Source organism: Gimesia panareensis (assembly GCF_007748155.1).
GTDB lineage: Bacteria > Planctomycetota > Planctomycetia > Planctomycetales > Planctomycetaceae > Gimesia > Gimesia panareensis.
The window spans coordinates 5,694,518-5,708,965 of the sequence record NZ_CP037421.1 but is presented as its reverse complement, the minus strand read 5'-3'; the positions used below and the strand labels follow the sequence as shown (position 1 = coordinate 5,708,965).

Here is a 14,448-nt window from a genome sequence, read left to right as displayed (position 1 = left end):
AAGAGTTACAAATCGGGTTGACCTTTTCCCCCAGGTAGTGTTTCTTAATTCGGATGGTATATACCAAAGTCGTTTCAACCGGGGCTAACGCCCTGCGGCTAATTCGTCCTTTCTGCTGTCAATGTTCCTGAACACAAGGGGAACAGTATAACATCGGCCGCTGTTAATTCTTACCTGGGTAATGTTAAAGACCTCAGAATTACTCTCAGAACTATTAAATAAACGCTACCTAGTATATCCTGCTGGCTGTATGAGTAAACCGAAGCAACAGAGCCTGTTTGAAGATGAAGAGCTCCCCGATGATCCGATGCCCTGGGAGCGGAATTCACAGAATCTGTATCTGGCACAGATCGTTCTGAATCGACCGGTGGACCGCGTGTTTCATTACCTGGTGCCGGAGGCGATGCGCCCCTTACTGAAGCCCGGACATCGCGTGCAGGTTCCCTTTGGACGCGGGAATCAGCTGTCACCCGGATATTGTGTCGGTGTGGGGCCGGCGGATGAGAATCAGCCCAGCGTACGGTTGAAGTCGGTCGATGCGATTCTGGACAGCCGCCCGTTATTCAACGCGAAGATGCTGAAGCTGACCCGCTGGATTGCAGACCGCTATCTGTGCAGCTGGGGGCAGGTGCTGGATTGCGTGGTCCCTGCGGGGGTTAAGAATCAGGCGGGGACCCGAATGGTGACCGTGTTTGAAGTGACCGATCCGCAGGCACTGCAGGGACGCAACATTCCTGAAGAGGTCGAACGGCTGCCGGCCAAGCAGCGGGCCGTTTACGAGGCGCTCAAGACGGCAGGACAGCCGTTGACGATGGACGCTTTGACGGCGGCTGCCGGCTGTGGTGCGGGACCGGTGCAGACATTGAAAAAGAAGACGCTGATCCGCAGTCATCAGAAACGGGTGCAGCAGTTTGAAAACGGTGATGATGCCGCTTATGCCCATATCACGAAGCAGGACGATCTGCAGCTGAACCGGGATCAGCGGCTGGCGCTGGACCAGATCCTGGCGGCGATCCGGGGGCAGCGGAGCGAGACCTTCGTCTTACAGGGGGTGACGGGGAGCGGGAAGACCGAAGTTTACATACAGGCGATCCGTGAAGTGGTCAGTTATGGACAGCAGGCGATTGTGCTGGTACCCGAGATCAGTTTGACCCCGCAGGCGATTCAGCGGTTTCGCTCGCGGTTCGATTCTGTCGCGGTGCTGCACAGCCATCTGAGCGACAGTGACCGCCACTACCACTGGCAGAATATCGCAGCCGGGAAGGTGCAGGTGATTGTGGGCGCGCGGAGTGCCGTCTTCGCTCCTGCACCACATCTGGGGCTGATTATCATCGATGAAGAGCACGAGACCAGTTTCAAACAGGAGACGGCGCCCCGTTATCATGCCCGTGAAGTGGCGCGGAAACGTTCCGAACTGGAGAAGGTGCCTCTGATTCTGGGATCGGCGACGCCGACCTTGAACTCGTGGCTGCGGGTGATCGAGAAAAAAGACACGCTGATCTCGATGCCCAAGCGGGTGAACAATCTGCCGATGCCGAACGTGAATATTATCGATGTTCGTAATGATGTGCAGGTCCGGCGGAATGAGTCAATCGGGCGGGTGCTGTTTACCGGGATGCAACACGCGCTGGAAGCAGGGGGGCAGGTGATACTGTTTCTGAACCTGCGGGGTTATTCACCGGCGCTGTGGTGTAAGGGCTGCGGTAATTCGGTGAAGTGTCCGCATTGTGAAATTTCATTGACCTGGCACCGGGATAAGAGTCTGGCGGTCTGTCACAGCTGTGAGTTTTCCGCCAAACCGCCGACGAACTGCCCGAGTTGTGGCGCGCCGGGACTGCGGTATGTGGGGACCGGAACACAGCGACTGGAAGAAGAGGTGAAAGCGAAGTTCCCGAATTATTCGTGCCGACGGATGGACAGCGATACGATGCGGGGTGTGGGCAGCCACGCGAAAGTGCTCAATGCATTTGCAGCGGGGGAAGTCGATATCCTGTTGGGAACACAGATGATTGCGAAAGGACTCGACTTTCCGAATGTGACACTGGTCGGTGTGATCGATGCGGATACGATGCTGCATCAGCCGGATCTGTTTGCCTCGGAACGGACGTTTCAGTTGATTGCGCAGGTGGCCGGTCGCACGGGTCGGGGCATGCAGGGGGGCCGCGTGTTTGTCCAGACCACCTCGCCTGCCGAACCCGCGATTGTGAAAGCAGCCGAACATGACTTCCTGGGATTTGCCCGGCTGGAGCTTGGGCACCGTAAGGAGATGCTGGCGCCTCCGTTTTCGCATTATGCCCGGGTGATTCTGCGTGGCCCCCAGGAAGAGCATGTGGAGCAGTTTGCCCGGCAGATCGCAGGGATTCTGCATGATGCGGCTGAAGAAATGAAGTTGAGCGTGCAGATTCTGGGTCCGGCTCCCGCGCCGATCATTCGACTGAAGAAGTTTTTTCGCTATCACTTCCAGCTGGCCGCGGTGAATGTGGATGAAATTCTGCAGTTGTGGCGGGAAGTGGATCCCAAACTGCCCCGGGAAAAGGGGATTGAATATATCATCGATGTGGACCCGGTTAACATGCGATAACCGCTGGTTCACATTTGAGAACTGGAGAGAAAAGATCGAGCTTCCGTTAATCGAAGCGGGATTCGGAATTGCATTCGGTGGAGGCAGCAGGTTGAATAGTAACAGGGAATGCGACGAAGAATCCATTCTCCGGGGGGCGCGCGTGGCCCCCGTATCTCTCACAGGAAAGAGGACTGCTCTGCATGATGGCCCCTGAAAAAACGTGTTGTTCGCGAAGCTGGTTTGTCTGCTCACTGGTGCTGGCAGGGCTGTTCTGTCTACAGGGAAACCTGCGGGCAGAAGATGCACAGTACGGCATCGCCAAGCGGGTTCCCTGGACGACTTCGAAGGTGAAGGGGAGCCCTGATCCTGCATTGCCTTATGAAACCGAGCGGGCATTTCCCCAACTGAAATTCAATCAGCCACTGGCAGTCGCGACAGCACCGGGATTGAAACGCTTTTTTGTGGCGGAACGCAAAGGGAAGATTTTTTCGTTTGATTACCAGGACCAGTCGACTGCTGAAACAGAACTGTTTCTGGATCTCAAAAAACATGTACCCGAGCTGAATGAGATTTACGGGATGACGTTTCATCCCCGCTTTGAAGAGAACGGCTACGTCTATATCTGTTATGTCCTGAAACCGGAGCTGCCGGAAGGGACGCGGGTTTCGCGCTTCAAGGTGCAGGACTCGAATCCGCTGCAATGCGATCCGGAATCGGAAGAGATTCTGATCACCTGGTTGTCGGGGGGACACAATGGAGGCTGTCTGCGGTTCGGCCCGGACGGGTACCTTTATATTTCGACGGGTGACGGCGGTCCCGCGTCTCCGCCTGATATTCATAACTCGGGTCAGGATGTGAGTAATCTGCTCTCCTGCATTTTGCGGATCGATGTCGATCACCGCAGCCAGGACCTGCCTTATGCGATTCCCTCGGATAATCCGTTTGTGAAGCTGCCCGGTGTGCGACCTGAGATCTGGGCATTTGGATTTCGCAATCCGTGGAAGATGTGTTTTGCGCCGAAGAGTGGCGATCTGTGGGTTGGCGATGTCGGCTGGGAACTGTGGGAACTGTTGTATCGCGTGGAGAAGGGGGGGAACTACGGTTGGAGCATCAAGGAGGGACGTCAGCCGGTGAAGCCGGGAAATCAGCCGGGGCCGACACCCATTCTGCCGCCCACAGTGGTGCATTCGCATCGCGAAGCCCGGTCGATTACCGGCGGTTACTTTTACGAAGCTCCCCGGTTAAAGGAACTGAAGGATACCTACATCTACGGCGACTATTCCACGGGAAAACTGTGGGGACTGCGGTATGCGAACCAGCGGGTGGAGTGGCATCAGGAGCTGGCCAATTCGACATTGAAGGTGACCGCGTTTGCCATTGATGATACGGGTGAGGTTTACATCGTCGATATTGAAGGGGGCGCCTTTCATCGCCTGGTGCCGATCAAAGAATCGGATCATAATCCGGACTTCCCGACTCAGTTGAGCCAGACCGGCCTGTTTGAATCGACGGAGAAACATCAGGTGGCAGCAGGAGTGATACCTTATGAGATCAATGCACCTGCGTGGGCCGATTATGCGACTGCGGAGCGTTTCATTGCTCTGCCGCCGGATACATCAATTGAAGTTGTCCGGAAACAGTTCTGGAATTTTCCCAAAGATACCGTGCTGGTGAAAACCATTTCGATGGAGACGGAGCGCGGCAATCCGGAAACAGCCCAGCGACTGGAGACGCAGCTATTGCATTTCAACGGGGCCCGCTGGCAAGGATACTCTTATCGCTGGAATGAGGAGCAGACCGATGCGACACTGGTCCCTTCCGGAGGAGACAGTATCAAGCTGGAGATTACGGACGCGGATCATCCCGACGGGAAACTGAATTACGAATGGCAGATTTCCAGTCGGGCCGAGTGTGCGGTCTGTCATACGCCGTTTCAGAATTATCTGTCGGTGCTGTCGTTCGAAGAGGCGCAGCTGAACCGGGAACGGAAATACGGCGATATCGTAGACAACCAGTTGCGGGCGCTGGCGCATATCAAGGTGCTGCCCGAATCGGTGTGGAGTGAATCGAAGGGGACCAAAGCACATTACCTGGTCGATCCCCACAACAGTTCGGCGTCGTTGACGTTGCGGGCCCGTTCCTACCTGCATACGAACTGCAGGCACTGTCATCGCAACAACGGCGGTGGCGGTTCGACCATTGAGCTGGATGCGGCCATGAGTCAGGAAGCGATGAAAGCGGTCGGGGTGAAACCGACACAGGGAACGTTCCAGATTCTAGGTGCGGAGGTAATCGCTCCCGGTGATCCATTTCGGTCGGTGCTGCTGTATCGCATGAGTAAACTAGGAAAAGGGCGGATGCCTTATTCCGGTTCTTCCATTGTGGATGTGCAGGGAACCCGGCTGATCAAAGAATGGATCGAACGCGAGCCGACCCTTCCGCATTCCCTGCAGTTTGAAGTCTCGCGTCTGCGGAACCGGCAGATCAACCTGCTGGCGGATGCAGTGCAGATTGAAGATCATGATTTCGCGGGCCAGAAACTGCAGGAGGTGCTGGAGAGCACCAGCGGGGGGCTGATGATGCTGAATGCCCTGGAGCGGACCCCGATGTCTGAGGAGATGCAAACGCAGATCGTGCGACTTGCGACACAGAGAGGCAACCCGCTGGTGCGTGATCTGTTCGAGCGATACCTCCCGGAAGACCAGCGCATCAAACGGTTGGGGCAGCAGATTGATCATCGTGCGCTGCTCTCTCTGTCAGGAGATTCGCGCGAGGGGAAGAAACTGTTCATGGAGATGGCAGGGCTGCAGTGCCGGAATTGTCATCGTGTCCATCAGCATGGGAAAGAACTGGGACCCGATCTGACCCAGATCGGCAAGAAGCTGTCGCGGCAGGAACTGTTGGAAAATATTGTTGATCCATCAAAGAAGATTGATGAGAAGTATTATACCTGCGTGGTCGCGACGCGATCGGGGAAGGTCTTCAGCGGTCTGCTGGTCCGCAAAGATGATGCGGGTGTGGTGGTCAAAGACGCGAAAAACGAGCTTCGTGAAATTCCACAACAGGAAATTGAGACGGTCGTGATGCAGAAAAAATCGCTGATGCCCGATCAGCTTTTGCGTGATCTGACCGCGGAGCAGGCCGCACATCTGCTGGCATATCTCGAATCATTGAAATAACCGTTCCCGGAACCCCTCTGAATGCGGTTTCCTGCCGGAAAACAGTCTGGTCTTCGAGCAGAAGATCCTTATAATTGAGATAGTCGCTCCTGAGTTCCCACCTTGCGTATGCGCATCGATTTTACGGGAAAACGAACATGCCCCCTGTTCGGACCGTTTACTATAAATCCAGAAATAATATTGAGTTGAGACATGGCAATACAATTTGATTGTCCGTACTGTACTTCCACATTGAAAGTCCCTGATTCCTCAGCCGGGAAACAGGGGGACTGCCCACGTTGCGGCACCAAGCTGATGATCCCCAATCCTTTTGCGATGAGTGAGCAGTCAGCATCGGCTGCCCAGGAGACACAGGCAGCTACACAATCTCAACCCGCACCGATGCCGGCAGCGAATGGAGCGGGGCAAGCGGTGGCGCCACCCCCGGGCGATTCGGTTGCGGCGGAGCAGCGACCAATGACCAGTGCGACTGCGCAGTATCTGCGGAAGCGACGGAAGTCGAACGTGGGGGCTGTTCTGCTGGTGATCCTGTGCTTCGGACTGATGCTGGGCGCAGCCGGTTATTTTTACTGGACCTACGGTCCGCACCTGGAAGGGAATCTGGTCGGAGCCCGTATGACTCCCGAGGACGCGAGTCTGGAGCAGTTGCAGAAAACATCGGGACTCGGTCTTTCTGAAGAAGTGGTGCAGGCTGTGAATGACAGCTTTAAAGCGACGCCGCGACGTGTGCAGAGCGATCTGATGGACATGCTGTTCTTCGGTCCGGAGCAGGGGGGCTTGAAAGTTCGTCTGAAGCCCGGCGAGAAAACAGAAATCGTCCGCGTCGATTTAACTGGGGACCCGGCGTTGATGGAATACATCAAGCAGCACGGGACGCAACTGGACCAGTCGCGCTCCGCAGAACTGCAGAGCCAGTTGCAGGCCTTTTATACGGACTGGAATCAATTCCTGCAGGAAGGAGGTATGATGCCGGACCTGATCAACTACCGCAACACGATCGGTTTGAACTCCCTGATGGGGGGGCTGGGATACCATATGGAAGCCCGCGTCAACAATCGAGTCTTTCCCTGTGTGCATGACGATTTTGACGGAGGGCTCTACTTCCTGGTGCCGAAAGGAACGCTGCAGTTCGAGATCCTGGGACGCAAGATGGAGAACGGCTGGACGAAGTTTCCCGGGAAGTACACCGTGCAGGTCACTCAGCAATACCAGGGGGGATAAGTCCCGCGGGTGGTCAGAGAAAATCGATGACCACGGAATCGGCCAGCAGGCAACCGGCCTGAGTCAGTCGCAGGTGGGTCTCAGTCTGTTCGAGCAGTCCGGCTGTGATATTCTTTTCCATTGCGGTTTCGGCCAGTTCGTCTAATGTGAATCCGTAGCGGGACTCGAAATCAGCGAGATCGATGCCGACGCGGCGACGGAGTCCGAAGATAACTGCTTCCCGGGCGCGGGATTCAGGATCGAGTTCTTCCTCTTCTGAAATGGGGGACTCTCCGGCTGCGATGCGTTTGAGCCAGGTGGCGACGCTGCGGTGATTCTGTCGACGGACCCCCTTCAGGTAGCTGGCAGCGCCGGGCCCGAAGCCGAAGTAAGGATGTCCGGTCCAGTAAACTTCGTTGTGCCGGCATTCAAATCCCGGGCGGGCGAAGTTTGAAATTTCATAATGCTGCAGACCCTGGGAACTGAGATACTCCAGCGAATATTCATACATGGTGCCTGCCAGTTCGTCGGCTGGCAAATCAAACAGTCCCGACTGCTGACGGCTCCAGAATGACGTTCCCTTTTCGATCGTCAGGCCGTAGGTGGAGAGATGGGGGATGCCGAGCCCGACGACATCAGCGAGCGAATCCTGCCAGTTCTGCAGACTCTGTCCGGGGACTGCGAAGATCAGATCGAGGCTGGTGTTGGGAATTCGATCTCTCAGGTTCTGTACGATTTCAAAGATCTGTTCCGGCTGATGGTCGCGTTCGAGGAAGGTGAGGATTTCGGAGTGAAAGGACTGGACCCCGAGGCTGACCCGGTTGACACCGCTCTGCTGGAGAAAGTCGATTTTATCGATGCACAGATTGAGCGGGTTAGCTTCGATGCTGAATTCACAATCATCTGACAGTTGGAACCGGGAGAGGATCGCAGCGAAGAGACGCTCCAGTTGTTCGATGCTGAGGTGGGTGGGGGTGCCTCCGCCCAGGAAGAGGGTCTGCAGTTCGATGCCCGGTTCGACTGTGGCGAGTTGCTGTTCCATCGCAGCCAGGTAGTCGTCGATCAGATGGTCTTTGCGGGCGACGAGCGTAAAGTCACAGTAGCCGCAGCGATGCTGGCAGAAGGGAACGTGAATATACGCAGAGGACGGTGTTTCCAGGTCTGTCACAGGAGCAAATCCGCAGGCTGTCAGGGTGTCTCTTCGGTTGAGGAAGAGAGAACTTCGCTGACCGGTGCATCGCTGAAGCTCAAGGCAGCCAGGACATGAGCCAGCGTCAAAATGGCATCGCAGGTGGGAACGGTTTCCCTGAACCAATGATATCCGGTGTGGCTGCCAGCGTAAACGGCCTGATGTTGCTGCATCTGAAAATAGCTGTCTGCCAGGGTTCCCTGGTGGGCATGCAGGTGCCAGTCGGGAGGAACTTCAGTCAGCTGTTCTCGACAGTTCTGATCGAGTACGAAGACGGCGTGCGGTTGTTCGGCTGCCAGGGCCTGCATGAGCAACTGAGAAATGGCGTGGTTGGGGAGCAGTTCTCCGGATTCACTGAAAAAAGCGGTCTGGCGGCTGTCGTCATTGATCAGCATTCCCAGGTCGCAGGCTTGTGATTCGAGGAAGTTCTGCAGTTTGCGGACATCCGAGTCTTCGGGATCGAGCAGGTTGCGTTTTTGTTGGGGGATGTCGACCCAGGTGAGCTGGCAGGGGAGTTTTGCGAACAGATTATCCAGTGTTTCCCGGACCAGTCTGAGGGAACAGGCGATGGCAATCTTCAGTGGCCTGAGAGCATGGAAATGTTTAAGGAACTGGCTGCGATACGATTCCATGGGATGGAAGGTTCGCTGCGAGCCAGGCTGCCGTGACGCGCGACCGTAGCCGTTTTCTGTGATCTCCTGAATGCGTTCGAGGTGAAAACCGCGGGAGACAGGCTGGGACTGTTCCAGCAGAAATTCCAGACCAGTGTAGGAAGGACCAGAGTGGGAACCGGTCACCATGATCGCTCCCTGTGCCTGCAGATGCGTGGTGGCGTAAGAAAGGATCGAGGGGACGGTCAGCCCCAAATCGATGACCCGGCAGCCGTTTCTGCGGAGGGCACCCGCGACGCCGGTAATGATATCCGGCGAGGACGGCCGTTCGTCGAAGCCGATCACAACACAGGGGCCGCGGCTTTTTTCGGGTCGCGTCGGTTCCGTAGCGGACTGGCTGGACCGGGGAGAACGGGTCTCGTTTGGAGCCACTCCTTTCAGTGGGAGGCTCTCCCAGAGCAGGTGGGAAAAAGCACCCGCGATGTGCGCGGCCTGCGACCGGTCGATCTGGTTCAGGTAAACGCCCCGTACTCCCTCAGCGGTAAACAGTTCCGGTGCCGTTCCCCGTGCCTGTTGAGTCTGCTGCAGGCGTTTGACAGTCTGCGGAGAGAGGTTTCCGGTCATCTGGTTGTGAGGACAGTCACGGCATTTGGGGTAGAAGGCAGCCAGGCGCGAGAGGTGGATGGCTTTCGAGATCGGATATTTCTCGCCGGGACACTGGAAGAAGAGGTCCGCCTGCTGCAGGAGCTTGGGGAGCGGAGGCTGAGCGTGCGCCTGGTGGAGCAAGTGGGAGGACTTGCCAGGTGGCTGTTCAAACTGCTCTGCTGGTTCCTGTGAAATCGGTCTGTTCCCCGCCTGGATTTTCTCAAATTGCAGGATCCGGGTCTGGCTGCCCTCGAAATTCGCTGCGAAATGGAGTGTAATGGAAATCAAATCTGTTCCGGAAACGTCATACGGATGGTGGCTCCGGCAGTGTGAATGTATGTGATCCCGATGTTCCCGGTCAATAAGAGTTAGCGATGCCGCTGCATGTCACTGAGTTTCTGTTAAAACCCGACCAGCACGAGCTGGGGCCGATTGTGGTCCTGCACGGTGATGATCGGTACATGAAACAGGAGGCGATTCATGCGATTGAGCCGATCGTGCTGGGAGAGGAAGAAGATACCAGTATCACCCGCTTTGACGGGAAACGGCTCGAAAAAGAGCTGCCTCCTTCTACACTGTTTGATGAGCTGAAAACGGTCTCCATGTGGGGGGATCAGCGGCTGGTGATCGTGGATGATGCGGAGAAATTTGTCTCTGCCTATCGTGCGCAACTGGAGAAATATCTGGATGCGCCTTCGAAGAGCTCGCTGCTGATTCTGGACGTGAAATCATGGAATAAATCGACGAAGCTGGCCAAACGGGTCGCTAAGATCGGTCTGGATCTGGAGTGCAAGGAACTCAAGGGAAGTCAGCTGGCCAAATGGATTTCCGATACAGCCGAACAAGTGCATCAGAAACAGATTTCGCGGGATGCGGCGTTGCTGCTGGTGGAACTGGTGGGAACGCATTGCGGGCAGATCCACCAGGAACTGGCGAAGCTGGCGACATTTGTCGGAGAGGCGCCGCGGATCAGTCCGGATGATATTCGTGCTGTCGTGGGGGGCTGGAAAGCAGAGACGACCTGGGCGATGACTGACGCGTTGCGGGACGGGAATGTCGGTGATGCGTTGAAGTACCTGGATAACCTGCTGGTGGCGGGTGAAGCACCGCAGAAGATATTGGGTGGACTGAATTTCGTGTGGCGCAAATACTTCAAAGCGACGCAACTTGCAGTGCAGGGAACCCCTTTAAGACAGGCGTTAAAAGAATCGGGGGTCTTCCCGCGGGACATTGAATCTTCGGACCGTTATCTACGCCGACTGACGCGTCAGCGGGCGGAAAAAATCGGTCAGTGGCTGCTGACAGCCGATTTGAATCTGAAAGGCAACAGTCGCCTGGACCCGCGTCTGGAACTGGAGCAGCTGCTGTTTCTGTTGAGCGGATGTGCCTGATTTATTCGGATAAATCTGTCTGTTTCAGGCACTTGGAGCGTGCACGGATCTTCATAAACTTCCTTTCAAAATTCTGATTTCTGCTGGAAATGAATCTTGCCTTGGATATTGTGGGGGGGTATAACTCAACGTTACTAAGGTTTTCACGAAACCCATTGGCACTGTTGGAACCTGGCAGTGATTGACAAAGTTTCGTACTTCTTCTATTGGGATCGCAGACGCACATTGAGGTGAAGCATGTCGTCCGAACTCTTGGATCCATCTACGGCTTCCAGCATCTATGAGGAAGCTCCTCTGGAGGCGGATCGCCACAAATGGATCGAAAGCCAAAAGAATGGCTTTGATCTGGGCAAGCTTGCCATTTCCGACTGGTATGCCAATCATTGGTATTACTTTTGTATCGGGAAGAAAATAGAGCATCTTTTGGGAAATCGATGCTGGCAAGAATTCAGTGATACCCGTTTCGGTTTTTTGAAATCTCTTGAACTGGAGAATGATCTGCTGGCAGACCGGATTCTGGATCGAATCTTCTGGCAGCGGATGGAAAATCTGGACATTATTCTCTGGGCCAGAGAGTGGAATCTGCCCATGGAGCGTGTGCTCGAAGTCCTGGAAATGATCGATATCAATTCAGCACGACTCGAGCCGGTACTGTCCTGATTTCCTGTTTGAATTATGGATAATTCTGCGCCACCTGGATCTGTCCGGGAAAATCAATCTCAGGTGGTAGCTGCTGACCATACGCGCGGGCTGTTTGCAGGGTTGCGAATTGTCAGTCTGCTGACGCTCTTGAGCCGCGTGCTGGGGATGGTCCGCGACATCGGTATGGCGACGCTCTTTGGCAACGGTCCGATCATGGACTCGTTTTCCGTCGCCTTCAAGCTGCCGAATCTGACGCGACGTCTATTGGGAGAGGGGGCTCTCTCCACTGCCTTTCTTCCCACCTATATCCGTGAACTGGAACAGAACGGACGGGAAGCTTCCTGGAAACTGGTAACCGCGGTCCTGTTCTGGCTGATGGTCTTTTCCGTAATGCTGGTCAGTGTGGGAGAAGCCATGCTGATTCTGCTGAGTCAGTGGGGAAACGCGGAGTCGGAAGCGCAGCTGCTGTACTGGTTGACCGGCTTACTGTTGCCTTACCTGATCCTGGTCTGTCTGGCGGCCCAGATCAACGCGACGCTGCATGCGTTGAATCATTTTTCGGTGCCCGCGTTTCTGCCCACCATTCTGAACCTCAGCTGGATGGCGGGCATCTGGCTGGTGGCCCCCTTTCTGCCGGATGCGCCGGCGAAAATCACTGCAATCTGTATTGCGATTCTGGCCGGGGGCGTGGTTCAACTGGCATTGCCATTCTGGAAACTATGTCAGATGGGCTACCGTCCCCACATGGACTGGGGGGCGGGTTTCAGCCAGGTACGGACGATTGCCCAGAGTATGGCTCCCATCGTGGTGGGCCTGTCGATTACGCAGTTGAATACCCTGATCGACAGCTGTCTGGCATGGGGACTGGCGAAACCGGAAGGGGTTTATGCCACCCAGTCGACGCCCCCTCTGTGGCAGATCTTTGAATCGGGGACGGCATCAGCGCTCTATTTCGGACAGCGGATGTACCAGTTTCCCCTGGGCGTGTTTGGCGTCGCGCTGGGGACGGTGCTGTATCCTCGACTGTCACGGCATGTGGAACGGAAAGATGATCATCTGTTACGACAGGATTTGCTATTGGGGCTGCAGCTGGTGATCGGGGTCGGGTTACCTGCCAGCCTGGGACTGGTGTTGATGGCGCAGCCGTTGTCGTCGTTACTGTTTCAGTATGGAGATTTCGACCAGTTTGACGCATTGCAGACCGCAGAGATGATTCGCTTCTATGGGATCGGCGTGTTTGCGTTTATGGCGGTTTTGATTTTGAATCGTGGTTTCTATGCGATTGGGGATACCCGCACGCCGGTCCGGATTGGTGTGCTGGTTGTAATCTGTAATCTCCTGCTGAATCTCGCATTGATCTGGTGGTTGAAGGGACGGGGGCTCGCTCTGGCGACGTCCCTGGCGGCCATGATTCAGACCGGATTCAGTCTGTGGCTGATCAGGGAGAAGGTGGGGCAGATCGATTTTGCGAAACTGTTCAGCACCTGTGTGCGGGCCAGTCTGGCGACGGCGGTCATGTCGGTTCTGATCCTGGTGGAGCTGCAGTTACTGCCAAGTGTCGATCTGTTTCGTTATCGACTGCTGCGCGTGCTGATTCCTGTGGTAACTGCTGTTGTCATTTACCTGCAGCTGGCGAAAATACTGGGACTGCATGAAATCATGACGCTGTTACGAGCAGGCAGGAAAACGCCCGTCGAATCAGAGGGCGACGAGAACTGAAAACGGCCCTGGAGAATCACCCCGGGGCCGAAATTCAGAATACACAGTCGTCTGCTGTTTCAGGTCGCCGGATGCAGATGGTCTTTGGCAACTGAAATTGGTAAGCAGATTGAAGTACTTTAAAACTCTCCGATGACTTCGCCTCCGCTGCGGGTGCTCAGGGCGCGATAGGTGCCCAGGTCGATATTTTCGCTGAGGGAACGAACGGCTCCATCCATGAGCAGGGCGTGAACGATCCCGATATGATAGCTGCGGGCAGTGACGGCGGCGTAAGTCGGTCCCGAGCAGCTTTGTGCTTCCCGGCAGGAAGTATAGTCACCTGCATCAACAGCACCACTGGCGCCAGGCACGGCGACTTTCGTGTTGGGAGGCAGCGTCGTGGTGAAGCCGGTCTGATGGACGCGTCCATCGACCCATTCCGTATGGCCGCTGTTGCCTTTATTCGAACCACCTCCGCTGATGAGGGCTTCCACATCACCGGCCACGCTGGGAACAGTGGCAGAGCCCGAGTCTCCATCGCGATTGTAAGCCGTATAGGCTTTCACTTCTGCAAAACAGAGCGTGTTACTGGTTCCATCAGTGAAGTCACGCGGTTTTGTTTTGCTGTTCGGGTAAAACGCGCCATCTCCGCCACTCAGGCTGGAATTGGTGAAGACGCGCCAGGTTCCGCCATTGTAGCCATAGCTGATGGGATAATGTTCGGGAGCCCCTGAGGAGTCCGGGCGAATCTTATCGTTGATTTCGCTGGGGCAGAGGAAGAACGGGACCCGGGTGTATGCGATACTGGGATCACTCTGCCCTGAGTAATTTTTGGTGAAGTCGATGTTATTGAACAGATTGGCGGCATCGGCAAAGGGGAGGATCCGGGCATGGATCGACCACTGGCCACCCGGTGTGTAAGTCCCTCCACCAGGACCGACACAAAATGGGGGAGGGAATGCCGTGTAGGCACTCAGGTAGTTGTGCAGGGCCAGGCCAATCTGTTTGAGATTGTTTTTGCACTGGCTGCGGCGGGCAGCTTCGCGAGCCTGCTGGACGGCGGGTAGCAGGAGCGCGATCAGGATTGCGATGATGGCGATCACCACCAGAAGTTCGATTAACGTGAAACCACGTTTGCCGATCGCTCGGCTGTGTAGAGAACGTTGCGCCATTTCTCTTCTTTCCATTAAAAAAGATGCTGGCAACGTGCTCGTGTGCATATGGTCTGCAACGTACAAATCAGATCGCCTCGAGATCTGAAGATAAGCCGTCTTGCCTTAATTTTCGGTAAATTCTCAAAGACTTGACAATGAGTCCTTGTTGACATTGA

The 14,448-nt window shown here is 55.5% G+C and carries 9 protein-coding genes; 6 read left to right on the top strand and 3 right to left on the bottom strand.

All coding sequences use genetic code 11. The features are described 5' to 3' along the window. The first annotated feature begins 250 nt into the window (after positions 1-250). From priA to Enr10x_RS21320, 3 genes are all read left to right on the top strand, one after another. Positions 251-2,581, top strand: a complete 2,331-nt coding sequence (gene priA, locus Enr10x_RS21330; RefSeq protein ID WP_197997315.1) for a replication restart helicase PriA — start codon at positions 251-253, stop codon at positions 2,579-2,581. Positions 2,582-2,763: 182 nt separating this feature from the next. After that, complete coding sequence (locus Enr10x_RS21325; RefSeq protein ID WP_145112479.1) at positions 2,764-5,742, top strand: PQQ-dependent sugar dehydrogenase; 2,979 nt, start codon at positions 2,764-2,766, stop codon at positions 5,740-5,742. Between the two features lie 192 nt (positions 5,743-5,934). Next, positions 5,935-6,963: a hypothetical protein gene (locus tag Enr10x_RS21320; RefSeq protein WP_145451303.1), complete on the top strand. Its 1,029-nt coding sequence runs from the start codon at positions 5,935-5,937 to the stop codon at positions 6,961-6,963. Between the two features lie 13 nt (positions 6,964-6,976). Here Enr10x_RS21320 and hemW read toward each other — a convergent pair whose 3' ends face one another. After that, the gene (gene hemW / locus Enr10x_RS21315) at positions 6,977-8,110 is read right to left on the bottom strand and encodes a radical SAM family heme chaperone HemW (protein WP_232093085.1); all 1,134 of its coding nucleotides are present in this window, start codon (positions 8,108-8,110) and stop codon (positions 6,977-6,979) included. A gap of 20 nt (positions 8,111-8,130) precedes the next feature. Then, positions 8,131-9,675 carry a phosphohexomutase domain-containing protein gene (locus Enr10x_RS21310; protein WP_145451302.1) on the bottom strand — a complete coding sequence of 515 codons (1,545 nt, stop codon included), beginning with the start codon at positions 9,673-9,675 and terminating at the stop codon, positions 8,131-8,133. A gap of 86 nt (positions 9,676-9,761) precedes the next feature. Here Enr10x_RS21310 and holA point away from each other — a divergent pair, with 86 nt between their 5' ends. From holA to murJ, 3 genes are all read left to right on the top strand, one after another. Further along, positions 9,762-10,778, top strand: coding sequence for a DNA polymerase III subunit delta (holA, locus tag Enr10x_RS21305; protein WP_145112475.1), 1,017 nt, complete (start codon positions 9,762-9,764; stop codon positions 10,776-10,778). A gap of 237 nt (positions 10,779-11,015) precedes the next feature. Beyond that, positions 11,016-11,438: a hypothetical protein gene (locus tag Enr10x_RS21300; RefSeq protein WP_145112474.1), complete on the top strand. Its 423-nt coding sequence runs from the start codon at positions 11,016-11,018 to the stop codon at positions 11,436-11,438. A 63-nt stretch (positions 11,439-11,501) separates the two neighbouring features. After that, positions 11,502-13,139 carry a murein biosynthesis integral membrane protein MurJ gene (gene murJ / locus Enr10x_RS21295; RefSeq protein WP_197996137.1) on the top strand — a complete coding sequence of 546 codons (1,638 nt, stop codon included), beginning with the start codon at positions 11,502-11,504 and terminating at the stop codon, positions 13,137-13,139. A 119-nt stretch (positions 13,140-13,258) separates the two neighbouring features. Here murJ and Enr10x_RS21290 read toward each other — a convergent pair whose 3' ends face one another. Beyond that, positions 13,259-14,290 carry a DUF1559 domain-containing protein gene (locus Enr10x_RS21290; RefSeq protein ID WP_145112469.1) on the bottom strand — a complete coding sequence of 344 codons (1,032 nt, stop codon included), beginning with the start codon at positions 14,288-14,290 and terminating at the stop codon, positions 13,259-13,261. Positions 14,291-14,448 lie beyond the last annotated feature (158 nt).